The 16,413-nt window shown below is 71.2% G+C and carries 23 protein-coding genes; 17 read left to right on the top strand and 6 right to left on the bottom strand.

Translation table 11 applies throughout. The features are described from left to right. Positions 1–86: 86 nt before the first annotated feature. Together ACZ4V1_RS16415 and ACZ4V1_RS16410 are read right to left on the bottom strand one after the other, a co-directional pair. Entirely contained in the window at positions 87–1,109 is a 1,023-nt protein-coding gene (locus tag ACZ4V1_RS16415; RefSeq protein WP_468335583.1) for a LacI family DNA-binding transcriptional regulator, read from the bottom strand. A gap of 42 nt (positions 1,110–1,151) precedes the next feature. Further along, on the bottom strand, positions 1,152–1,955 hold the full coding sequence (locus ACZ4V1_RS16410) for a winged helix-turn-helix transcriptional regulator (protein ID WP_468335581.1): 804 nt from the start codon (positions 1,953–1,955) through the stop codon (positions 1,152–1,154). A 257-nt stretch (positions 1,956–2,212) separates the two neighbouring features. On the opposite strand from ACZ4V1_RS16410, the gene ACZ4V1_RS16405 reads away from it, so the two are divergent. The 11 genes from ACZ4V1_RS16405 (at position 2,213) to ACZ4V1_RS16355 (ending at position 10,410) form a co-directional block, all read left to right on the top strand. After that, positions 2,213–3,067, top strand: coding sequence for an alpha/beta hydrolase (locus ACZ4V1_RS16405; protein WP_468335578.1), 855 nt, complete (start codon positions 2,213–2,215; stop codon positions 3,065–3,067). Between the two features lie 62 nt (positions 3,068–3,129). Further along, on the top strand, positions 3,130–3,384 hold the full coding sequence (locus tag ACZ4V1_RS16400) for a MoaD/ThiS family protein (protein ID WP_468335576.1): 255 nt from the start codon (positions 3,130–3,132) through the stop codon (positions 3,382–3,384). A 2-nt stretch (positions 3,385–3,386) separates the two neighbouring features. Continuing rightward, the gene (locus ACZ4V1_RS16395) at positions 3,387–4,736 is read left to right on the top strand and encodes a hypothetical protein (protein ID WP_468335573.1); all 1,350 of its coding nucleotides are present in this window, start codon (positions 3,387–3,389) and stop codon (positions 4,734–4,736) included. Positions 4,737–4,900: 164 nt separating this feature from the next. Beyond that, positions 4,901–5,638 carry an LmeA family phospholipid-binding protein gene (locus tag ACZ4V1_RS16390; RefSeq protein WP_468335571.1) on the top strand — a complete coding sequence of 246 codons (738 nt, stop codon included), beginning with the start codon at positions 4,901–4,903 and terminating at the stop codon, positions 5,636–5,638. A 315-nt stretch (positions 5,639–5,953) separates the two neighbouring features. Further along, positions 5,954–6,034 (top strand): putative leader peptide, encoded by an 81-nt coding sequence (locus ACZ4V1_RS16385; protein WP_350310325.1) that lies wholly within the window; start codon positions 5,954–5,956, stop codon positions 6,032–6,034. A gap of 127 nt (positions 6,035–6,161) precedes the next feature. Further along, complete coding sequence (locus ACZ4V1_RS16380; RefSeq protein WP_468335568.1) at positions 6,162–7,007, top strand: sulfurtransferase; 846 nt, start codon at positions 6,162–6,164, stop codon at positions 7,005–7,007. Positions 7,008–7,040: 33 nt separating this feature from the next. Further along, entirely contained in the window at positions 7,041–7,328 is a 288-nt protein-coding gene (locus tag ACZ4V1_RS16375; protein WP_100569102.1) for a DUF1416 domain-containing protein, read from the top strand. Between the two features lie 101 nt (positions 7,329–7,429). Next, positions 7,430–7,690 carry a DUF3099 domain-containing protein gene (locus ACZ4V1_RS16370; protein ID WP_468335565.1) on the top strand — a complete coding sequence of 87 codons (261 nt, stop codon included), beginning with the start codon at positions 7,430–7,432 and terminating at the stop codon, positions 7,688–7,690. A gap of 139 nt (positions 7,691–7,829) precedes the next feature. After that, a complete protein-coding gene (locus ACZ4V1_RS16365; RefSeq protein WP_468335562.1) occupies positions 7,830–8,720 on the top strand; it encodes a hypothetical protein in 891 nt (296 codons plus the stop codon). 116 nt (positions 8,721–8,836) lie between these two features. Further along, positions 8,837–9,538, top strand: a complete 702-nt coding sequence (locus ACZ4V1_RS16360; protein WP_468335559.1) for a hypothetical protein — start codon at positions 8,837–8,839, stop codon at positions 9,536–9,538. Then, positions 9,535–10,410, top strand: coding sequence for a hypothetical protein (locus ACZ4V1_RS16355; RefSeq protein WP_468335556.1), 876 nt, complete (start codon positions 9,535–9,537; stop codon positions 10,408–10,410). The genes ACZ4V1_RS16360 and ACZ4V1_RS16355 overlap by 4 nt, the downstream gene beginning before the upstream one ends. 118 nt (positions 10,411–10,528) lie before the next feature. On the opposite strand, the gene ACZ4V1_RS16350 is transcribed toward ACZ4V1_RS16355, so the two are convergent. From ACZ4V1_RS16350 to ACZ4V1_RS16340, 3 genes are read right to left on the bottom strand one after another with little or no spacing between them, the layout of a single operon-like run. After that, positions 10,529–10,891: a DsrE family protein gene (locus tag ACZ4V1_RS16350; RefSeq protein WP_468335553.1), complete on the bottom strand. Its 363-nt coding sequence runs from the start codon at positions 10,889–10,891 to the stop codon at positions 10,529–10,531. 28 nt (positions 10,892–10,919) lie between these two features. Then, complete coding sequence (locus tag ACZ4V1_RS16345) at positions 10,920–11,213, bottom strand: hypothetical protein (protein WP_468335550.1); 294 nt, start codon at positions 11,211–11,213, stop codon at positions 10,920–10,922. Further along, on the bottom strand, positions 11,210–11,602 hold the full coding sequence (locus ACZ4V1_RS16340; RefSeq protein WP_468335548.1) for a hypothetical protein: 393 nt from the start codon (positions 11,600–11,602) through the stop codon (positions 11,210–11,212). The genes ACZ4V1_RS16345 and ACZ4V1_RS16340 overlap by 4 nt, the downstream gene beginning before the upstream one ends. A 171-nt stretch (positions 11,603–11,773) precedes the next feature. On the opposite strand from ACZ4V1_RS16340, the gene ACZ4V1_RS16335 reads away from it, so the two are divergent. The 5 genes from ACZ4V1_RS16335 (at position 11,774) to ygfZ (ending at position 15,082) form a co-directional block, all read left to right on the top strand. Beyond that, positions 11,774–12,616, top strand: a complete 843-nt coding sequence (locus ACZ4V1_RS16335; protein WP_468335545.1) for a helix-turn-helix domain-containing protein — start codon at positions 11,774–11,776, stop codon at positions 12,614–12,616. Beyond that, on the top strand, positions 12,598–12,891 hold the full coding sequence (locus ACZ4V1_RS16330; protein WP_468335542.1) for a DUF397 domain-containing protein: 294 nt from the start codon (positions 12,598–12,600) through the stop codon (positions 12,889–12,891). The genes ACZ4V1_RS16335 and ACZ4V1_RS16330 overlap by 19 nt, the downstream gene beginning before the upstream one ends. A 169-nt stretch (positions 12,892–13,060) precedes the next feature. Further along, positions 13,061–13,636, top strand: a complete 576-nt coding sequence (locus tag ACZ4V1_RS16325; RefSeq protein ID WP_468335539.1) for a heme-binding beta-barrel domain-containing protein — start codon at positions 13,061–13,063, stop codon at positions 13,634–13,636. A 32-nt stretch (positions 13,637–13,668) separates the two neighbouring features. Continuing rightward, a complete protein-coding gene (locus ACZ4V1_RS16320) occupies positions 13,669–14,106 on the top strand; it encodes a Fur family transcriptional regulator (RefSeq protein WP_121747840.1) in 438 nt (145 codons plus the stop codon). Positions 14,107–14,116: 10 nt separating this feature from the next. After that, the gene (gene ygfZ / locus ACZ4V1_RS16315) at positions 14,117–15,082 is read left to right on the top strand and encodes a CAF17-like 4Fe-4S cluster assembly/insertion protein YgfZ (protein ID WP_468335536.1); all 966 of its coding nucleotides are present in this window, start codon (positions 14,117–14,119) and stop codon (positions 15,080–15,082) included. A gap of 90 nt (positions 15,083–15,172) precedes the next feature. On the opposite strand, the gene dtd is transcribed toward ygfZ, so the two are convergent. Next, positions 15,173–15,598, bottom strand: a complete 426-nt coding sequence (gene dtd / locus ACZ4V1_RS16310) for a D-aminoacyl-tRNA deacylase (RefSeq protein ID WP_468335533.1) — start codon at positions 15,596–15,598, stop codon at positions 15,173–15,175. 179 nt (positions 15,599–15,777) lie between these two features. Here dtd and ACZ4V1_RS16305 point away from each other — a divergent pair, with 179 nt between their 5' ends. Further along, entirely contained in the window at positions 15,778–16,398 is a 621-nt protein-coding gene (locus ACZ4V1_RS16305) for an RsiG family protein (protein ID WP_468335530.1), read from the top strand. Positions 16,399–16,413: the final 15 nt, after the last annotated feature.

Below are 16,413 nucleotides of genomic sequence, written 5' to 3'. Positions count from 1 at the left end.
GCTGCCTGAGAAGCCCGGCAGAACCTCGTATGCCCGATATAAAGCCCGCGGTGACGCCACCCGCGGTGACACGCCCCGCGGTGACGCTACTCGCAGCCGCAGGACTGCCGGACGACCAGACGCGACGGGAAGACCTTCAGCCGCTCACGCCGTGAGCCCGCCACCCGCAGGCCGTCGTCCAGGACCAGGTCCACGGCCTCCCGGGCCATCGCCGACCGGTCCGAGGCGACCGTCGTCAGCGGCGGGTCCGCCAGGTCGGCCTCCTTGATGTCGTCGAAGCCGGCCACCGCCAGCTCGCCGGGCACGTCGATGCGCAGCTCGCGGGCCGCGCGCAGCAGGCCGATCGCCTGGTCGTCGGTGGAGCAGAAGATCGCGGGCGGGCGCTGCGGGCCGGAAAGGAGGTCCAGACCCACTCGGTACGCGTCGTAGCGGTTGTAGGGCGCCTCGAAGAGCCGGCCCTCGGTGGAGAGCCCGGCCTCCTTCATCGCGCGATTCCAGCCCTCGACGTGGTCGGAGACCGGGTCGCCGACGGACGGGGTCTCGGCGGTGCCGCCCATACAGGCGACGTACTCGTAACCGTGCTCCAGCAGGTGGCGGACGGCGAGCTGGGCGCCGCCCAGGTCGTCGGTGACGACGGCGACGTCGTCGATGGCCTCGGGGCGTTCGTGCAGCAGGACGACCCGGGCGTCCCAGGCGTCGATCTCGGCGGCGGCCAGGTCGTTCAGGGCGTGGCTGACCAGGATCAGGCCGGAGACGCGCATGCCGAGGAAGGCACGCAGGTAGTGGACCTCGCGCTCGCCGACGTAGTCGGAGTTGCCGACGAGGACCATCTTGCCGCGCTCGGAGGCGGCCCACTCGACCGCGTGCGCCATCTCCGCGAAGAAGGGCTGGCGCGCGTCCGGCACGATCAGGCCTATGAGGTCCGTGCGCCGCGACGCCATCGCCTGGGCGACCCGGTCCGGCCGGTACCCCAGCTCCTTGATCGCGGCGAGTACACGCTCGCGCGTGGCCGGGGCGACCGGCCGGGGTCCGTTGTTGATGACGTAGCTGACGACGGCGGTGGAAGTCCCCGCCAGCCGCGCCACGTCATCCCGAGTCACCTTGGCCACGCGCGGAGTCTACGCGGATGGATCCGCCCTGGGCAGGGCGTATCACGCCTTGGTTGACGTCGCCGCCGCACCGGTGTCCGCCGGCGCCTGAGACCGGGCCCCGGCCTTCGCCTCGGCGTCCGCCGCCACGCGCTGCGAATTCTCCGGCTTCTCCGGCTTCTCCGCCCTGTCCGGCTTCTCCGGGGTGACGAAGCGGTAGCCGACGTTGCGGACGGTGCCGATCAGCGACTCGTGTTCGGGGCCGAGCTTGGCGCGCAGCCGCCGTACGTGCACGTCGACCGTGCGGGTGCCGCCGAAGTAGTCGTAGCCCCAGACCTCCTGGAGGAGCTGGGCACGGGTGAAGACCCGGCCCGGGTGCTGGGCGAGGTACTTCAGCAGCTCGAACTCCTTGAAGGTCAGGTCCAGGACCCGGCCCTTGAGCTTCGCGGAGTACGTCGCCTCGTCCACCGAGAGGTCGCCGTTGCGGATCTCCATGGGGGAGTCGTCGCCGACGATCGACTGGCGGCCCATGGCCAGCCGCAGCCGGGCCTCGACCTCCGCCGGGCCCGCGGTGTCCAGCAGTACGTCGTCGATGCCCCAGTCCGCGGTGACCGCGGCGAGGCCGCCCTCGGTGACGACGAGGACGAGCGGACAGCTGAGCCCGGTGGAACGCAGCAGCTGGCACAGGCTGCGGACCTGCGGGAGGTCACGGCGCCCGTCGACGAGGATGACGTCGGCGCCGGGGGTGTCGACGAGGGCGGGGCCCTCCGCCGGCGCGACACGGACGTTGTGCAGCAGCAGGCCGAGGGCGGGGAGCACCTCCGTCGACGGTTGAAGGGCGTTGGTCAGGAGCAGCAGAGAACTCATCGCGCCCCACCTGCCTGGGTCGTCTTACGGTCGTGCACGGATCGCTCGCCCATAACGTCTGGTTCCTCCTCGGTCCCTGCGAGGACGTTTACGGCACTGCTTCGTACAGGTGCGGACCCCGTGCCCGTGGGGCCCGCTGCGAATCCGGGAGGTGAACGCTGAGCGACTGCTCGACAGCCGCTCAGTGACCCTCCCGAAAGCACAAAAGGACCCGGGGGCTACGTTGCCCGAGTCCTCTGCCCAGCAGAATAGCCGACATGAGCAACCCACCGGCAGGTCATGTGGCGCGTTCCACCATTCGTCCGCATCCCGAGACGCCCCGGGGGACGCCGCGCCGCATGCCTTCACGTACCTTCCTGCGCGCGGCCGACGGGGTGCGCGTCGACGCCGTGTACGAGCCGGGCGCGAGCGGCCATGAAGCCTCCGACCTGGCGTTCGTCGTCGCGCACGGCTTCACGGGCGACGCCGACCGGCCGCACGTGCGGAGGATCGCGGCAGCGTTCGCGCGCCACGGAGCCGTGGTCACGTTCTCCTTCCGGGGCCACGGCGCGTCCGGCGGCCGGTCCACCGTCGGCGACCGCGAGATCCTCGACCTGGCGGCGGCGGTCACCTGGGCACGCGGCCTCGGGCACGCGCGCGTGGTGACCGTCGGTTTCTCCATGGGCGGGTCGGTGGTGCTGCGCCATGCCGCGCTGTACGGCACGGGCGACGACGCCGGCGCCCGCTCGGACGCCGTCGTGTCGGTGAGCTCCCCCGCCCGCTGGTACTACCGGGGCACGGCGCCCATGCGCCGGCTGCACTGGCTGGTGATGCGACCCGCGGGCCGCCTGGTCGGCCGTTACGGACTCCGGACCCGTATCCACCACCGGGACTGGGACCCGGTGCCGCTGTCGCCGGTGGAGGCGGCGGGGCGGATCGCGCCGACGCCGCTGCTCGTCGTGCACGGCGACCGGGACGGCTACTTTCCCCTCGACCACCCCCGGATGCTGGCCGAGGCGGCCGGTGACCACGGCGAACTCTGGCTGGAACCCGGCATGGGCCACGCCGAGCACGCGTCGGACGATGACCTGCTGCGCCGGATCGGCGACTGGGCCGTGTCCCGGGCGGGCTAGCCTGACGGTGTTCACCGCCGATCGGCACGGACGCCGATCGGCACCGGCGACGAAGGATCCAGATGGCAAAGGTCACGGTGCGCTACTGGGCCGCCGCGAAGGCCGCGGCAGGGGTGGCCGAGGAGCCGTACGAGGCGGCCACGCTCGCCGACGCGCTCGGCGCGGTGCGCGACCGGCACCCCGGCGAACTCACGCGCGTGCTGCTGCGCTGCTCGTTCCTCGTCGACGGCGACCCCGTGGGCACGCGCGGGCATGAGACGGTACGGCTGGCCGACGGCGGCACGGTCGAGGTGCTCCCGCCGTTCGCAGGGGGCTGAGGATGACCAACCAGCCGCACCAGCCGCACCAGCCGCATCAGCCGCATCAGCAGTACGGGCAGAATCAGCCGTACGAGGGATACGAAGGATACGACGGGCACGACGGGCACGACGGGCGTCAGGGTCAAGCGCAGCACGCGGGGTACGACGCCCCGGCCTGGCCGGCGCATCAAGAGCCCCAAGGGCAGCAGGCGTACCAAAGCCTGCATGCCCCACAGGGCTACGAAGAACCGGACGCCGCCCAGTACACGCAGCAGTGGCAGGGGCAGACCTGGGAGACCAGCGTGCAGCCGCCGCTCTCCCCGGAGGAGACGGCGTATCTGCCGCCCCACCAGACGCCACAGGGGTACCAGGAGCCGGTGAGCACGCCGTACGGGGCGCCCGGGGGCTACACGGTGCAGCCGCAGCCGCAACCGCAGCAGTACCAGCCACAGCCGCAGGCCTACGCTCCCCAGCCCCAGCCCCAGCCCCAGCCGCAACCGTACGAGCCCTCCGCGACTCCCACGCCCGCACCCGCACCCGAGTCTTCGCCCCCGCCCTCCGCCCCCGAACCCTCCGGCGGGCCCGGCTACGGCCCGGCGACCCTCGCCGGGAACACCCGGGTCACCGACGCGCAGCGCGCCCGCGCGGAGGGGCGTTCGCCGATCATCGACCCGGGGATGCAGCCGGCCGGCCTCACCGCGCTGCTCGGGCTGCTGCTGGCCGGTGGAGCGGCGCTCGGCACGTACGCCCTCCTCCTTCCGCTCGTCGCCCTCCAGGCCGTCACCGCGGCGGGCTGGTTCCGCCTGAACGGCATGTGGCCCGCCCGGCAGGGCATCGCGCTGGGCTTCGCGGGCGCGCTCGCCGCCGACGCGGCGATGCTGGCGTCGGACCGCTCCCCGGCGGCGATCCTCGGCACGCTCGGGGTGTGGGTCCTGCTCTCCCTGGTACTGCAACTGCGCTCGCACGCCGACCCCGACGAGCGCATGTACGGCCTGACGGCGACCGTCGCCGCGGCGGCCCTGGCCATCGTCGCCGGCGGATACCTCGCCGCCGACGCGGACGCGGTCAGGGTCGGCGCGATCGCGGTGGCCGTCGCCGTCGTGGCCCGCGCCCTGCCGCTGCCGACACCCGCGTCCGTGGTCGTCGCGCTGCTCGCGGCGGCCGGGGCGGGGATCGCGGTCGGCTCGACGACGGACCTCGGGGCGCCGGGTGCGCTGCTCGGCGCCGGTGCGGCGGTGTGCGCGCTGATCGGCCACCGGGTGGCGGCCTACGACTATCCCTCCCGGTTCGTCCACTTCACGGCGGGCGTGGCCCTGCCGCTCGCGGCGGCGGCACCGGCGGTGTACGTGCTCGGCAGGGCCCTCGCCTGACCCGCCCGCCCCCGGGCCGGTCGCCGCCGGCCCGGCCGCGGGCCCCTGTCACAGCTGATCGACAAAATCCCGGCGGCCCTTCCCCGCCGCGTTACCCTCGCGCTGGACGGCCGCCGGCCGTCGGGGACCGCCGTCGTCGAACGCCCAGGGTTGGGGACCACCGCATGCGCGCACTGCGAATACTGCTGATCATCGTCGTGATCCTGGGCGGGCTCTTCGTGATCGCGGACCGTGTGGCGGTCAACTTCGCGGAGGACGAGGTGGCGGACAAGCTGCGGACCACCGAGAGCCTGCCCTCGACGCCGGACGTCTCCATCAACGGCTTCCCCTTCCTCACCCAGGTCGCCGGGGGCGAGCTGGACGACGTCGAGATCGGCATCGACGACTACGAGGCCTCGACCGGCAACGGCGGCGAGAGGATCCGCATCGACCGCCTGCGCGCGAACATGAAGGGCGTCGAGTTCTCCGGCGACTACAGCTCCGCCACCGCGGCCACCGCCACCGGCACCGCGCTCATCGGCTACGACGAGCTGATGAAGGCCACCAAGTCCGAGCCCACGGACATCGCGCCCGGCATCACCGCCAAGGTCATCGGCCTCTCCGACGGCGGCAACGGCAAGATCAAGGTGTCGCTCCAGGCCACGGTGCTCGGCGTCGAGGTCCCCGAGCCGGTCGAGGTGCTGAGCTCGGTCACGGTCAAGGACAACGACGTCGAGGTCGTCGCCGACGGACTGCCGGAGATAGGCGGCAGGCAGCTCGCCGAGTCCCGGATCCGGGCCATCACCGACTTCCAGCAGACCATCGACGAGCTGCCGGGCGGCATCGAGCTGGACAGGGTCGAGGCGGCGAAGGACGGCGTCGAGATCACGGTGAAGGGTTCGAACGTCGAGCTTGCCGGGTAGGACGACGGTCGGCCGCCGGAGCCGCGGTGACAGGTGCCGGGCCTACGGACGACCGGTGCCGGTGCGGGTGCCGGTGCGGGTGCGGTACGGACGCCTCTGCCTGCGCCGACGCGGTGCCGGTCAGGGCGGCAGACGCTCGCCGTCCGACAGGCGAGACGGCACCGTCCGTACCGTAGATGCGACGGCGAGCACCCCGGCCCGGGTCGCGCTCGGCGATGCCTCGGGAGGCGCTCTCATCCCACATCGCGGACGATCCCGTCTCAGGATGCGACACGCCGGTGACACGCCCCGCTGTCCGTCCCTACGATCGGAGCCATGAAGCGACAGGCGGATCTCACGAAGCGGCGGGCAGTGGACCTGTGCCGCGTTGCCGCCATGCTCTGTCGCACCTTCTGAGCCGGCCGGCGACGCCGCCGTCCGTGCCCCCTCACCGCCCTGCCCAGGGCGCCCGCGCGCCGTCCCGGCATGAGCGCGCACACCCTCTCACCGCACGCCCCGCCGCCAACTGCCCCGGAGGAGAAACATGAGCCGCAGCGACGTACTGGTCGACGCCGACTGGCTGCAGGACCACCTGGACGACCCGTCCATCGCGATCGTCGAGGTGGACGAGGACACGTCCGCGTACGACAAGAACCACATCAAGAACGCGATCCGGATCGACTGGACCCAGGACCTCCAGGACCCGGTCCGCCGCGACTTCGTCGACCAGGAGGGCTTCGAGAAGCTCCTGTCGAAGAAGGGCATCTCCAACGACCACACCGTGGTCCTCTACGGCGGCAACAACAACTGGTTCGCGTCCTACGCCTACTGGTACTTCAAGCTGTACGGCCACGAGAACGTCAAGCTCCTCGACGGCGGCCGCAAGAAGTGGGAGCTGGACGCCCGCGAGCTGGTCGACGGCAACGAGGTGCCCGAGCGCCCGGCCACCGACTACAAGGCCAAGCCGCAGAACACCGCGATCCGCGCCTTCCGTGACGACGTCGTCGCCGCCATCGGCGCGCAGAACCTGGTCGACGTCCGTTCGCCCGACGAGTTCTCCGGCAAGCTGCTCGCCCCGGCCCACCTCCCCCAGGAGCAGTCGCAGCGCCCGGGCCACGTCCCGTCCGCCCGCAACATCCCGTGGTCGAAGAACGCCAACGACGACGGCACCTTCAAGTCGGACGACGAGCTCAAGCAGCTCTACACCGACGAGCAGGTCGACCTGGCCAAGGACACCATCGCCTACTGCCGCATCGGTGAGCGCTCGGCCCTGACCTGGTTCGTCCTGCACGAGCTGCTGGGCGTGGAGAACGTCAAGAACTACGACGGCTCCTGGACCGAGTACGGCTCCCTCGTCGGCGTGCCGATCGAGCTCGGCGCCAACAAGTAAGTCCGCCCCCTCTCAACCCCTCAGGAGTACGACATGTGCGGTGCGAAGGCCGGCGGCCCCGACGCCTCGACGATCAAGCCCGGTGAGACCACGATCCAGGGTCAGGTGACCCGCGACGGCGAGCCGGTGACGGGCTACGTCCGTCTGCTGGACTCCACCGGAGAGTTCACGGCGGAGGTTCCGACCTCCGCGACGGGCCAGTTCCGCTTCTACGCGGCCGAGGGCACCTGGACCGTACGGGCGCTCGTCCCGGGCGCCAGCGCCGACCGCACGGTCGTCGCCCAGCAGGGCGGGCTGGCGGAGGTCGCCATCGCCGTCTGACGGCAGGCGGCAGGCGGCGAGCGACGGCCGGAGGGCCGCACCCCACGGGTTGGACGCCCGGGGTGCGGCCCTCCGGCATGTCCGGACCTACCCTGGGACGTATGTACGCGCGGCGGCGGCATCGCTACTTCGTGATGATGGGCATCTGCATCGCCCTGTTCGTCCTGGCCTGGGGAGTCGTGCGTCTCTGGTCGGTCCCCGCGGCCGTCGCCATGTGCGTGGTCGCCATGGTCATCCCCCCGCTCGCGGCCGTGGTCGCCAATCGCCGCGGCCCCGACGACCGCTGGTGGGACGACCCCTCCGGCGACCCCAAGTCCGACGAGTGGTGGGACGAGCTGGACGGCAGGAAGCGTCCGCACTGAGCCCGAGCCTCGGGTTCGGCGGCCGGGCAGGATGGCAGGCATGTCCCCGCCTCCTGCCACGACCTTTTTCGCCATGGCCGAATCGTAATCAAGATCGTCGCAACCCCAGAGCCGGGGCGCAGGTCTCCTGTGCGCACGCTTGATCGAATTTCTGCACAACGTTCCGTGGAGGGACGACTTGGCATCGGAAGAGGAAGCTGGGGCATCGACGGCACCCGAAGGGGATGCCGGGGCGTCGTCGGCACGCCGGGGCGAAACCGACCAGCCCGCGCTCGCGCCCGCGTCACCCGACGAGGAGGCTGAGCAATCCGCACCGCGTCGGCGGCGACGCGGGCGCACCACGCTGCTCATCTCCACCGCCGCCGTGCTGGGGCTGGTCGCCGGCACCTGCGGCGGTTACCTCGTACAGGCCGACCGACGGCCGACGAAGCTGCCATCACTGGCCCAGCCCCTGTCACCACCGGCTGCCGACAGGACGCCAAGGCCGCTTCCGGCCGCTCAGGACCGTCGCGTACGCACGGACGGCGACCTGCGCGAACTCCTGCTGAAGAAGCCGCGCGGGGCGCGGGAGGCCGAGTGGCTAGAGGGCTTCGACGGTTGGATGGACCTCGCGAGCTATGCCGCGAAGTACCAGAAGACGGGCAAAAAGTTCGCGCAGTACATCCATGACGAGTTCCGTCGTGCGGCGGTCGCCGGCTGGGCCGTCGGCGACTCCTACAACGTCGAGATCCGTTTGATCCAGTTCCATCAGGAGGAGGTCCTGGCAGCAGTCGAGGCCAGTGACACCGGCCGGCACTGGGCCGGGTGGACGCGGGACACCGACAGATGGGCGATTCCCGGAACCGGCGACGGCGAGGTGTTCGTCCACAACCTGCCGGAGCCCGAGAGGAGCTATGGGCAGCAGGTGTATCTCGCTGAGGCATACGCCTGGCGGGGCGACATCCAGATGGAAATCCTGATCACCGGGTCGAAGCGGGTCGGTAAGAAGCTGATCGCGGATCTGGCAAAGCGACAGATGGAGCGGCTGTGACCGAGAACGAACAGGCCGCTCCCGCCTCCGACGTGGATGTCGTCGGGTCCCACGCCCCAGTTCCGGATGAGCGGGCGGGACGCCGGAGGTGGGCCGCTCCCGTCACGGCCGGGGTGGTGTTGATCGCCGCGGTCGCCGGCGTCACCGGGTACACGGTCGACGCGGTCAAGGACGCCGATCGGAATGCCGGCACACCCGTCTGGACACTGCCCCGTCTCGCGACCGACGGTGAGAAGAAGGCACCGGCGACCGGATTGTCCGGGGCTCTGGTGCCGTACCGGCCTGACGAGTGGACACGGGGTCCCGACCTCGGAGAATTCGGGGCCGACGTCGCGCTGAGCGGCGCTCATGCGGCTGCCCTGGCCAAGGAGTCGCTGAGCGACCTGCCTCGCTCACAGCGCAGAGAGCTGGAGAAGCAGATCGACCGTCGGCACATCAAGGGTGTGGCCATGCGCAGCTATGCCACGACGGGGGGCTTGCGCAACGGCGAGCAGACCGGTGCGGCCACGCTGACCGTCGTGCTGGCCCGGATGAACAAGGGCGCGGCCAGTTCGGGCGCGACCACGCGGAACGAGTTCCTCGAAGCTCTGGGCGGCTTCGAGGCGGGACCGAGCATCAAGGGCCACGAAAACGCCCGTTGTCACCGTCTTCCGGGTGAGTCGGGCGAGGAGCTCGACATCATGTTCTGTAACGCCTACCAGGGAGACGTCCTGGTCTCCGCCACCGCCGAAGGAGTGCGGCCGTTCGATACCAAGGGCGTCGTCGCGCTGCTGACCGAGCAGCTCGACCGCATCGGCGGGACCGGGGAGGCGGTGTGACCGAGCAGACGGCACAGGCCGAGCAGCCTGCCCCGCCGCCCATGGTGCCCGGCGTCGTGCCGCCGGACGCGGAGCCCACGACCGTGGCGGTACCTGCCGCGGTGAGGAAGGACCGTCGGGTGCTTCGCGGCGTGCTGCGCTGGACCGCGGCCGTCGCCGTCTTCGCCGCGGTCGGATCGGCCACGGCGTACGGCGTCACGCGCATGGAGCGGACGGACGTCCCGGGCTTGGCGACCCGGACGGATGGGCGCTGGACGTACCCCGAGCTGACAATGCCGGCGCTGCCGGCGGGCAGTCCCCGACCGTTCGCACAGGCCAATCCGGCCGGCGCCCACTATGCGGATCTGCGGGAACTCGTGCTGCCCGCTCCCGAGGGCGCCAAGCCGGACAAGGCCCTGCGAGGCAAGGACGGCTGGCTGGCGACGGATGAGTTCCTCAAGGAGTACCGGGACGCGTCGGAGCACGGCGAACTGCGGCAACTGTTCGTCGACTTCGGACTGCGCCACATCGCCGCTCGCGGCTGGACCACGTCCGACGGCACTCATACGCGGATCTACCTGCTGCAATTCGACACCGCGGCTGTCGTGGACGAGTTGCGCAACCGCCACCTCGCGTCGTACAGCGGGCCCGCCTACGTTGTGCGCGGTACGGACGAGAGCGTTCCCGACGAGGGGTTCCCGGTGAAGGCCGTGAGCGACGACCTGGACCACTCGGTCTACATCGAGCCCGAGCCGTATGGCGCCGAGCAGGTGAGGCAGGCGTACCTCGGCGCCGGGGACGTGCTGGCCGTCGTCCTGCAGAGCCGCAAGGGCGAGGCGGCGGCCGTGCCCTTCCAGCAGGCGGTCGCCCTCCAGGGAAGACTCCTCGGCTGATCCGGTCGGTGTACCTCGCACCGCGGGCCTGGCCCCGGCCGAACAAGCCGGGGCCGGCCCTGTGTGCGCTCGGGCGCCCTCTCCGCCCGTGGACACAGACCGCTCAGTAACAGACCGCTCAGTAGACGAGGGCCTGCGTGTCGTCGGCCAGCGCCTCCTGGACGAAGACCTGCGCGCCCGCGATGCGTACGCCGTCGAGGACGTCCTTCTCGGTGAGGTCGCGGCGGGCCGCGCACTGGGTGCACAACGTCACCCGGCCGCCCGCCAGGAGCGAGTCGAGCAGGTCGGGCAGCGGCGCGGCGTGCGGCAGCTCGAACTCGGCGGCGCGTCCCGGCACCGCGAACCAGGCGGACTCCCCGGTCAGCCACAGCGACACGTCCACCCCGCTGGCCACGGCCACCGCCGCCACCGTGAACGCCTGAGAACACCGCTCGGGTGCGTCCGCCCCCGCCGTCACCTTGATCACGAGCTTCTTCGCCATGCCGGAAGAGTAGCCCGCGCGGGCGGCCTCAGACGGCGACGGTGAGCGTCACCAGCAGCGTCGCGACGCACAGGACGGTGAGCAGGCCGCTGACCGTGGCGCCGTCCAGCCTGACGTACGGCCGGAACCGAGGGCTGGACCGGGGGCTGGACCGAGGGCTGGACCCGTGCCCCGGCGCGTGTTTCGGCGCGGGCCGGGGCGGGTGGGCCGGGTGGAACGGGGGCATCGCATAGCCGGGGGAGAGGGGCGTCCGGTCCCGGCGCGGCGAGAGCCGCTGCGCCCGCGCGCACTCCTCGTAGGGCAGTCCGCCGTCGTAGCTCATGCCTCGTGCTCCTTGCGCTGGTGCTGGCGCAGCAGGACGTTCGCGTCCGTCACCGCGCTGTGGTCGAACGCCGCCCGAGCGGCCTCCCGCCGGTCGGCCAGCCAGGCGCAGGCCTCGCAGCCGGGGACCGGCACGGGCGGCCTGCCCGGATCGCCGGGGGCCGGGGGCGTGGCCTGGGTGCGCTCGTTCGCGGCGCGGAGGCTCGCCCCGAGGCGCTCGCGGTCGGTCGCCGGGCGCAGCGCGGCCGGCTCCGCCTCCCACTCCCGGCCGCCGCCGAGCGGGCGGAGCATCGCACGCGGCCCGCTGCGGCCCCGGTACTCACCGACCTTGGCGGTGGCGTGGTCGTAGAGCACGGTGCCGGGCTCGAAGGTGGCCGGTTCTGTTCTCACGGGTCCGCTCCCTTACGTCAACGTCTGTACGGAATGCGACAGTTGCCCTACTCTGCGTAGTGCTGGGCAGTACGAGCATGACCCACGCCGGGGGTCGCCAAGCCCAAAACGGCCGCTAGTGCCACAACGGGCGCTCCAAATTCCACAAATTCCACAGCCGGGAGGGGTGCGGTGCCGCAGCGGAGGGCGATCACGGGTCGCAGTCAGGAGCCGAGGGCGCGGTTCGCGGAGGAGCTGCGGCTGCTCCGGCACGCGCGGGGCGTGTCCCTGCGGGGCGTGGCGGAGGCGGTGGGATGGGACGCGTCCCAGTTCGGAAAGATGGAGAACGGCCACACCCTGGGCGGCCCGGAGATCGTCGAGGCGCTGGACCAGTACTACGGCACGGGCGGCATGCTGCTCACCCTGTGGGAACTGGCGGTGGCCGACCCGACGCAGTTCCGGGAGCAGTACCGGCGGTACATGATCCTGGAGGCCGAGGCGATCAGCCTGTGGCACTACGCGGTAAGCACACCGCCGGGTCTTCTGCAGACTGCTGGGTACGCGCGCGAGGCGCTTGCCGGAGGCTGGCTCCAGGGCTCTGAACTGGAGCAGCAGGTCGAGGCGCGCCTCGGCCGCCGGCAAGTGCTGGAGGGGGAGGTTCCGCCGCCGTTTCGCGCCATTCTCTTCGAGGCGGTGCTGCGCACGTGGCTGCGCGACATGGGGGCGTGGCGAGAGCAGTTGGCTCACTTGGCGGAAATGGCCGAGCGCCCGAACATCACCCTCCAGGTGCTGCCGTTCAGTGCGGGGCGGCATGGGCTGACGAATACCACTGTGATGTTCCTGCGGCTGCCCAGCGGCCGCGTGGTCGCCTACACCGAGAACGACCTGCGCGGTGAACTCGTGGAGGAAAACGCCTCAGTTGAGCTGCTGCAACGTAGGTACGATGCGATGCGTGACTTGGCACTGTCACCCGCCGAGTCGCGCGATTTCATCCTGCGGACGTTGGAGGAAGCGCCGTGCGAGCCATCGATCTGAGCGCCGTCTCTTGGCGCAGGAGCAGTTACAGCAACGCGAGCGGCGGCGAGTGCGTCGAGGTCTCCGACGATCTTCTCCGTACCGCCACCTGGCACCGGAGCAGCTACAGCAACACGAGCGGCGGCGACTGCGTCGAGGTCGCCCACAACCTCCCCTCCCTCGTCCCCGTCCGGGACAGCAAGGACCCCGCTCGCGGCGCGCTCCTGTTCGCCGCCCCCGCGTGGGCCGCCTTCGTGGACGGAGTCCGACGGGAAGCGGCGGAAGGGGCCGCGTAAGCTGGGGGCGGCCCTGTCGTATGCCCCCCGCTCAAGGAGCACCCCGTGGAGATCTTCTTCGAAGCCCTGCTGGTCCTGGTCTGCGTCGGCGTTCTCGCCTTCGCCGGTCTGACCGTGAAGAAGCTGTACCAGGGCCAGCGCTGATCACCGACGCCAGGAAGTACCGCTCATGATCGAGATCCCGTCCGACCTCCACAAGGACCTCGTCCCCCTCGCCTTCCTGCTGGGCGACTGGGCGGGCGCGGGTGTGCACGACTTCCCGGGCGCCGAGAAGTGCAACTTCGGTCAGGAGGTCTCCTTCACCCACGACGGCCGGGACTTCCTGGAGTACCGGTCGCACAGCTGGGTGCTGGACAACGACGGCAACAAGGTCCGCCCGCTGGAGTCCGAGCACGGCTTCTGGCGCATCGACGCGAACCGCAAGGTCGAGGTGACGATGACCCGCGACGACGGCGTCATCGAGATCTGGTACGGCGAGATGGCCGACCAGAAGCCGCAGATCGACCTGGTCACGGACGCCGTGGCCCGCACGGCCGCCTCGCGGCCCTACACCGGCGGCAAGCGGCTGTACGGCTACGTCAAGAGCGACCTGATGTGGGTCGGCGAGAAGCAGACCCCCGAGGTCGAACTGCGCCCCTACATGTCGGCGCACCTGAAGAAGGTCGTCACCCCGGAGGACGTCGAGCGCTGGGCCAAGGCCCTGCCCGATGACATGCCCGACGACGGGATCGCCTTCTTCAAGTAGGCCCGCGGCCGACACACCCTAGACTCGTGGGTGTGGTGAGCACCGACTGGAAGAGCGACCTCAGGCAGCGCGGCTACCGGCTGACGCCGCAACGGCAGCTGGTGCTCGAAGCCGTGGACACCCTCGAGCACGCGACCCCCGACGACATCCTCGGCGAAGTGAGGAAGACGGCGTCGGGGGTCAACATTTCCACCGTGTACCGCACGCTGGAGCTCCTGGAGGAGCTAGGGCTGGTCAGCCATGCCCACCTGGGGCACGGTGCGCCCACCTACCACCTGGCCGACCGGCATCACCACATCCACCTGGTCTGCCGGGACTGCACCAACGTGATCGAGGCCGATCTGTCGGTGGCCGCCGAGTTCACCGCCAAGCTGCGGGAGCAGTTCGGCTTCGACACCGACCTGAAGCACTTCGCGATCTTCGGCCGGTGCAAGGACTGTTCCCTGAAGGGCTCAACTACCGAGTCGTAGGCTAGGGCGTATGAAGAGCCCCCTGCTGTCCCTGCCCGGCGCCGTCCCAGCCGAGGGCGTGGACGAAGGCGTAGCCGCCCACTACGGCGACCTGTTCCGCGAGCAGCGTGCCCTCGCCGACGGCACCGGCTTCGTCGACCTCTCCCACCGCGGCGTCGTCGCCGTCACCGGCGACGACCGGCTGAGCTGGCTGCACCTGCTGCTCACCCAGCACGTCAGCGACCTGCCCACCGGCCAGGCCACCGAGGCGCTGATCCTCTCCGCGAACGGCCACATCGAACACGCCCTGTACCTCGTCGACGACGGCACGACCGTCTGGGCCCACGTGGAACCCGGCAGCCAGGAGGCGCTGATCGCCTACCTGGAGTCGATGAAGTTCTTCTACCGGGTCGAGGTCGCCGACCGCACCGCCGACACCGCGGTCGTGCACCTGCCCGCCGGCTCGATCACCGAGGTCCCGGAGGGTGTCGCCGTCCGGCAGACGCCGTACGGCCGCGATCTCTTCCTGCCGCGCGAGGAACTGGAGGCGTTCGCCGAGCGGACCGGGCCGCCGGCCGGGATCCTCGCGCACGAGGCACTGCGGGTCGAGCAGCACCGGCCCCGCCTCGGTTTCGAGACCGACCACCGGACCATCCCGCACGAGCTGGGCTGGATCGGGACGGCGGTCCACCTCCAGAAGGGCTGTTACCGGGGGCAGGAGACCGTCGCCCGGGTGCACAACCTCGGCAAGCCGCCGCGCCGCCTGGTCTTCCTGCACCTGGACGGCAGCGAGGTCCACCTGCCGCCGAACGGGGCGGAGATCCGCCTCGCCGACGACGGTCCCGACGGCCGCAGAATCGGTTTCGTCACCACGTCCGTACGCCACCACGAGCTGGGCCCGGTCGCCCTCGCCCTGGTGAAGCGGAACGTGCCGGTGGACGCCCGGCTGATGGCCGAGGACACGGCAGCGGCCCAGGAGACGGTCGTGGAGCCCTGAGAGCCGGCGACGTCTGAGCGCCCTGATCACCCCGATCGCCCTGACCACCCCGATCGCCGCGAGCCCGGGGCTCCGGGGCAGGCCGGGGCCTCAGACCTCGACGAGCACCGTGAACGGGCCGTCGTTCGTCAGCGACACCCGCATCTGGGCGCCGAAGCGGCCCGTCGCCACGGTCGCGCCCAGGGAGCGCAGCCGCGCGACGACCTCGTCGACGAGCGGTTCGGCCACGTCGCCGGGCGCGGCCGCGTTCCAGGTGGGGCGGCGGCCCTTGCGCGCGTCCCCGTAAAGGGTGAACTGGCTGATCACCAGCAGTGGTGCGTCGACGTCGCTGCACGACTTCTCGTCGGGCAGGATCCGCACCGACCAGAGCTTGCGGGCGAGCTGCGCCGCCTTCTCCTTGGTGTCGTCGTGGGTGACGCCGACCAGGACGCACAGGCCCTCGCCGTCGATCGCTCCCACGGTCTCGCCGTTCACGACGACGTTCGCGCCGTCCACCCTCTGTACTACTGCACGCATCCCGTCATGATGCCGTGCGCCCCTAGGGTGTGGGCACGCGGGCCCGTACCGGGGTTTTTTCTCTCCCTAACCCCCCATCTGGGGCTGATCGGGGCCGATCGTGGGCACTCGGTCACATAGCGGCCACTTGGGGTGGCACGATGCTCCCCAGAGGCCGGTCGAGGGGACGGTAGAGGCACATGAGCACACCGAGTACGGGGCAGCCGCTTGGGACTGTCGCGTTGACATATCCGGGTGGCCTGGAGGCGCCCCGGCCGCCCGTGCAGCGCACGGACAGTCCGGAGCTGCCCGCGGATCCCCCGGGGCACGACCTGACCGCGCCGAGCCTGCCGGAGCTGCGCGCCCTGCGCCGGGACGCGCAGCGCGAGGAGGCCGACCTGAGTTACGTACGGCGACTGCTGCAGGGCCGTATCGACATTCTGCGTGCGGAACTTTCACGGCGCCGGCCGGCGTCCGTGGTGACCACCGCTGCGAAGGGGTCCGTGGTCGAGCGGCTGTCGGAAATCCTGACCGACGCACCGGCCCGGCAGCGTTCCTCCGCCCGGCACGTGACGCTCGGCACTCCGCGCAGCGAGGAGTGCCGGCGGCTGGCGGCGGAGATGCTCGGCGAGGTCGAGCTGTCCGACCTGACGGCCCGCACCGACGCCGAGCTGACCGCCGGGATGGGCCGGCTCGTGCGCTACGAGCAGCAGATCTCCCGTCGGCGGCAGCGGCTCCAGCGCACGGCCGACGACTGCAGCGCGGAGATCGCACGCCGGTACCGTGAGGGGGAAGCACAAGTCGACGACCTGCTCGTGTGACACGAGGGGCGGCTT

Source organism: Streptomyces sp. NPDC028991 (assembly GCF_055564775.1).
This window is presented reverse-complemented; position numbering and strand designations above follow the sequence as displayed.

Coding starts and splice junctions, on each gene's coding strand:
- ACZ4V1_RS16410 (WP_468335581.1), bottom strand. CDS start 1,955: ATGAGTTCTCTGCTGCTCCTGACCAACGCCCTTCAACCGTCGACGGAG.
- ACZ4V1_RS16405 (WP_468335578.1), top strand. CDS start 2,213: ATGAGCAACCCACCGGCAGGTCATGTGGCGCGTTCCACCATTCGTCCG.
- ACZ4V1_RS16400 (WP_468335576.1), top strand. CDS start 3,130: ATGGCAAAGGTCACGGTGCGCTACTGGGCCGCCGCGAAGGCCGCGGCA.
- ACZ4V1_RS16395 (WP_468335573.1), top strand. CDS start 3,387: ATGACCAACCAGCCGCACCAGCCGCACCAGCCGCATCAGCCGCATCAG.
- ACZ4V1_RS16390 (WP_468335571.1), top strand. CDS start 4,901: ATGCGCGCACTGCGAATACTGCTGATCATCGTCGTGATCCTGGGCGGG.
- ACZ4V1_RS16385 (WP_350310325.1), top strand. CDS start 5,954: ATGAAGCGACAGGCGGATCTCACGAAGCGGCGGGCAGTGGACCTGTGC.
- ACZ4V1_RS16380 (WP_468335568.1), top strand. CDS start 6,162: ATGAGCCGCAGCGACGTACTGGTCGACGCCGACTGGCTGCAGGACCAC.
- ACZ4V1_RS16375 (WP_100569102.1), top strand. CDS start 7,041: ATGTGCGGTGCGAAGGCCGGCGGCCCCGACGCCTCGACGATCAAGCCC.
- ACZ4V1_RS16370 (WP_468335565.1), top strand. CDS start 7,430: ATGTACGCGCGGCGGCGGCATCGCTACTTCGTGATGATGGGCATCTGC.
- ACZ4V1_RS16350 (WP_468335553.1), bottom strand. CDS start 10,891: ATGGCGAAGAAGCTCGTGATCAAGGTGACGGCGGGGGCGGACGCACCC.
- ACZ4V1_RS16345 (WP_468335550.1), bottom strand. CDS start 11,213: ATGAGCTACGACGGCGGACTGCCCTACGAGGAGTGCGCGCGGGCGCAG.
- ACZ4V1_RS16325 (WP_468335539.1), top strand. CDS start 13,061: ATGATCGAGATCCCGTCCGACCTCCACAAGGACCTCGTCCCCCTCGCC.
- ygfZ (WP_468335536.1), top strand. CDS start 14,117: ATGAAGAGCCCCCTGCTGTCCCTGCCCGGCGCCGTCCCAGCCGAGGGC.
- dtd (WP_468335533.1), bottom strand. CDS start 15,598: ATGCGTGCAGTAGTACAGAGGGTGGACGGCGCGAACGTCGTCGTGAAC.
- ACZ4V1_RS16305 (WP_468335530.1), top strand. CDS start 15,778: ATGAGCACACCGAGTACGGGGCAGCCGCTTGGGACTGTCGCGTTGACA.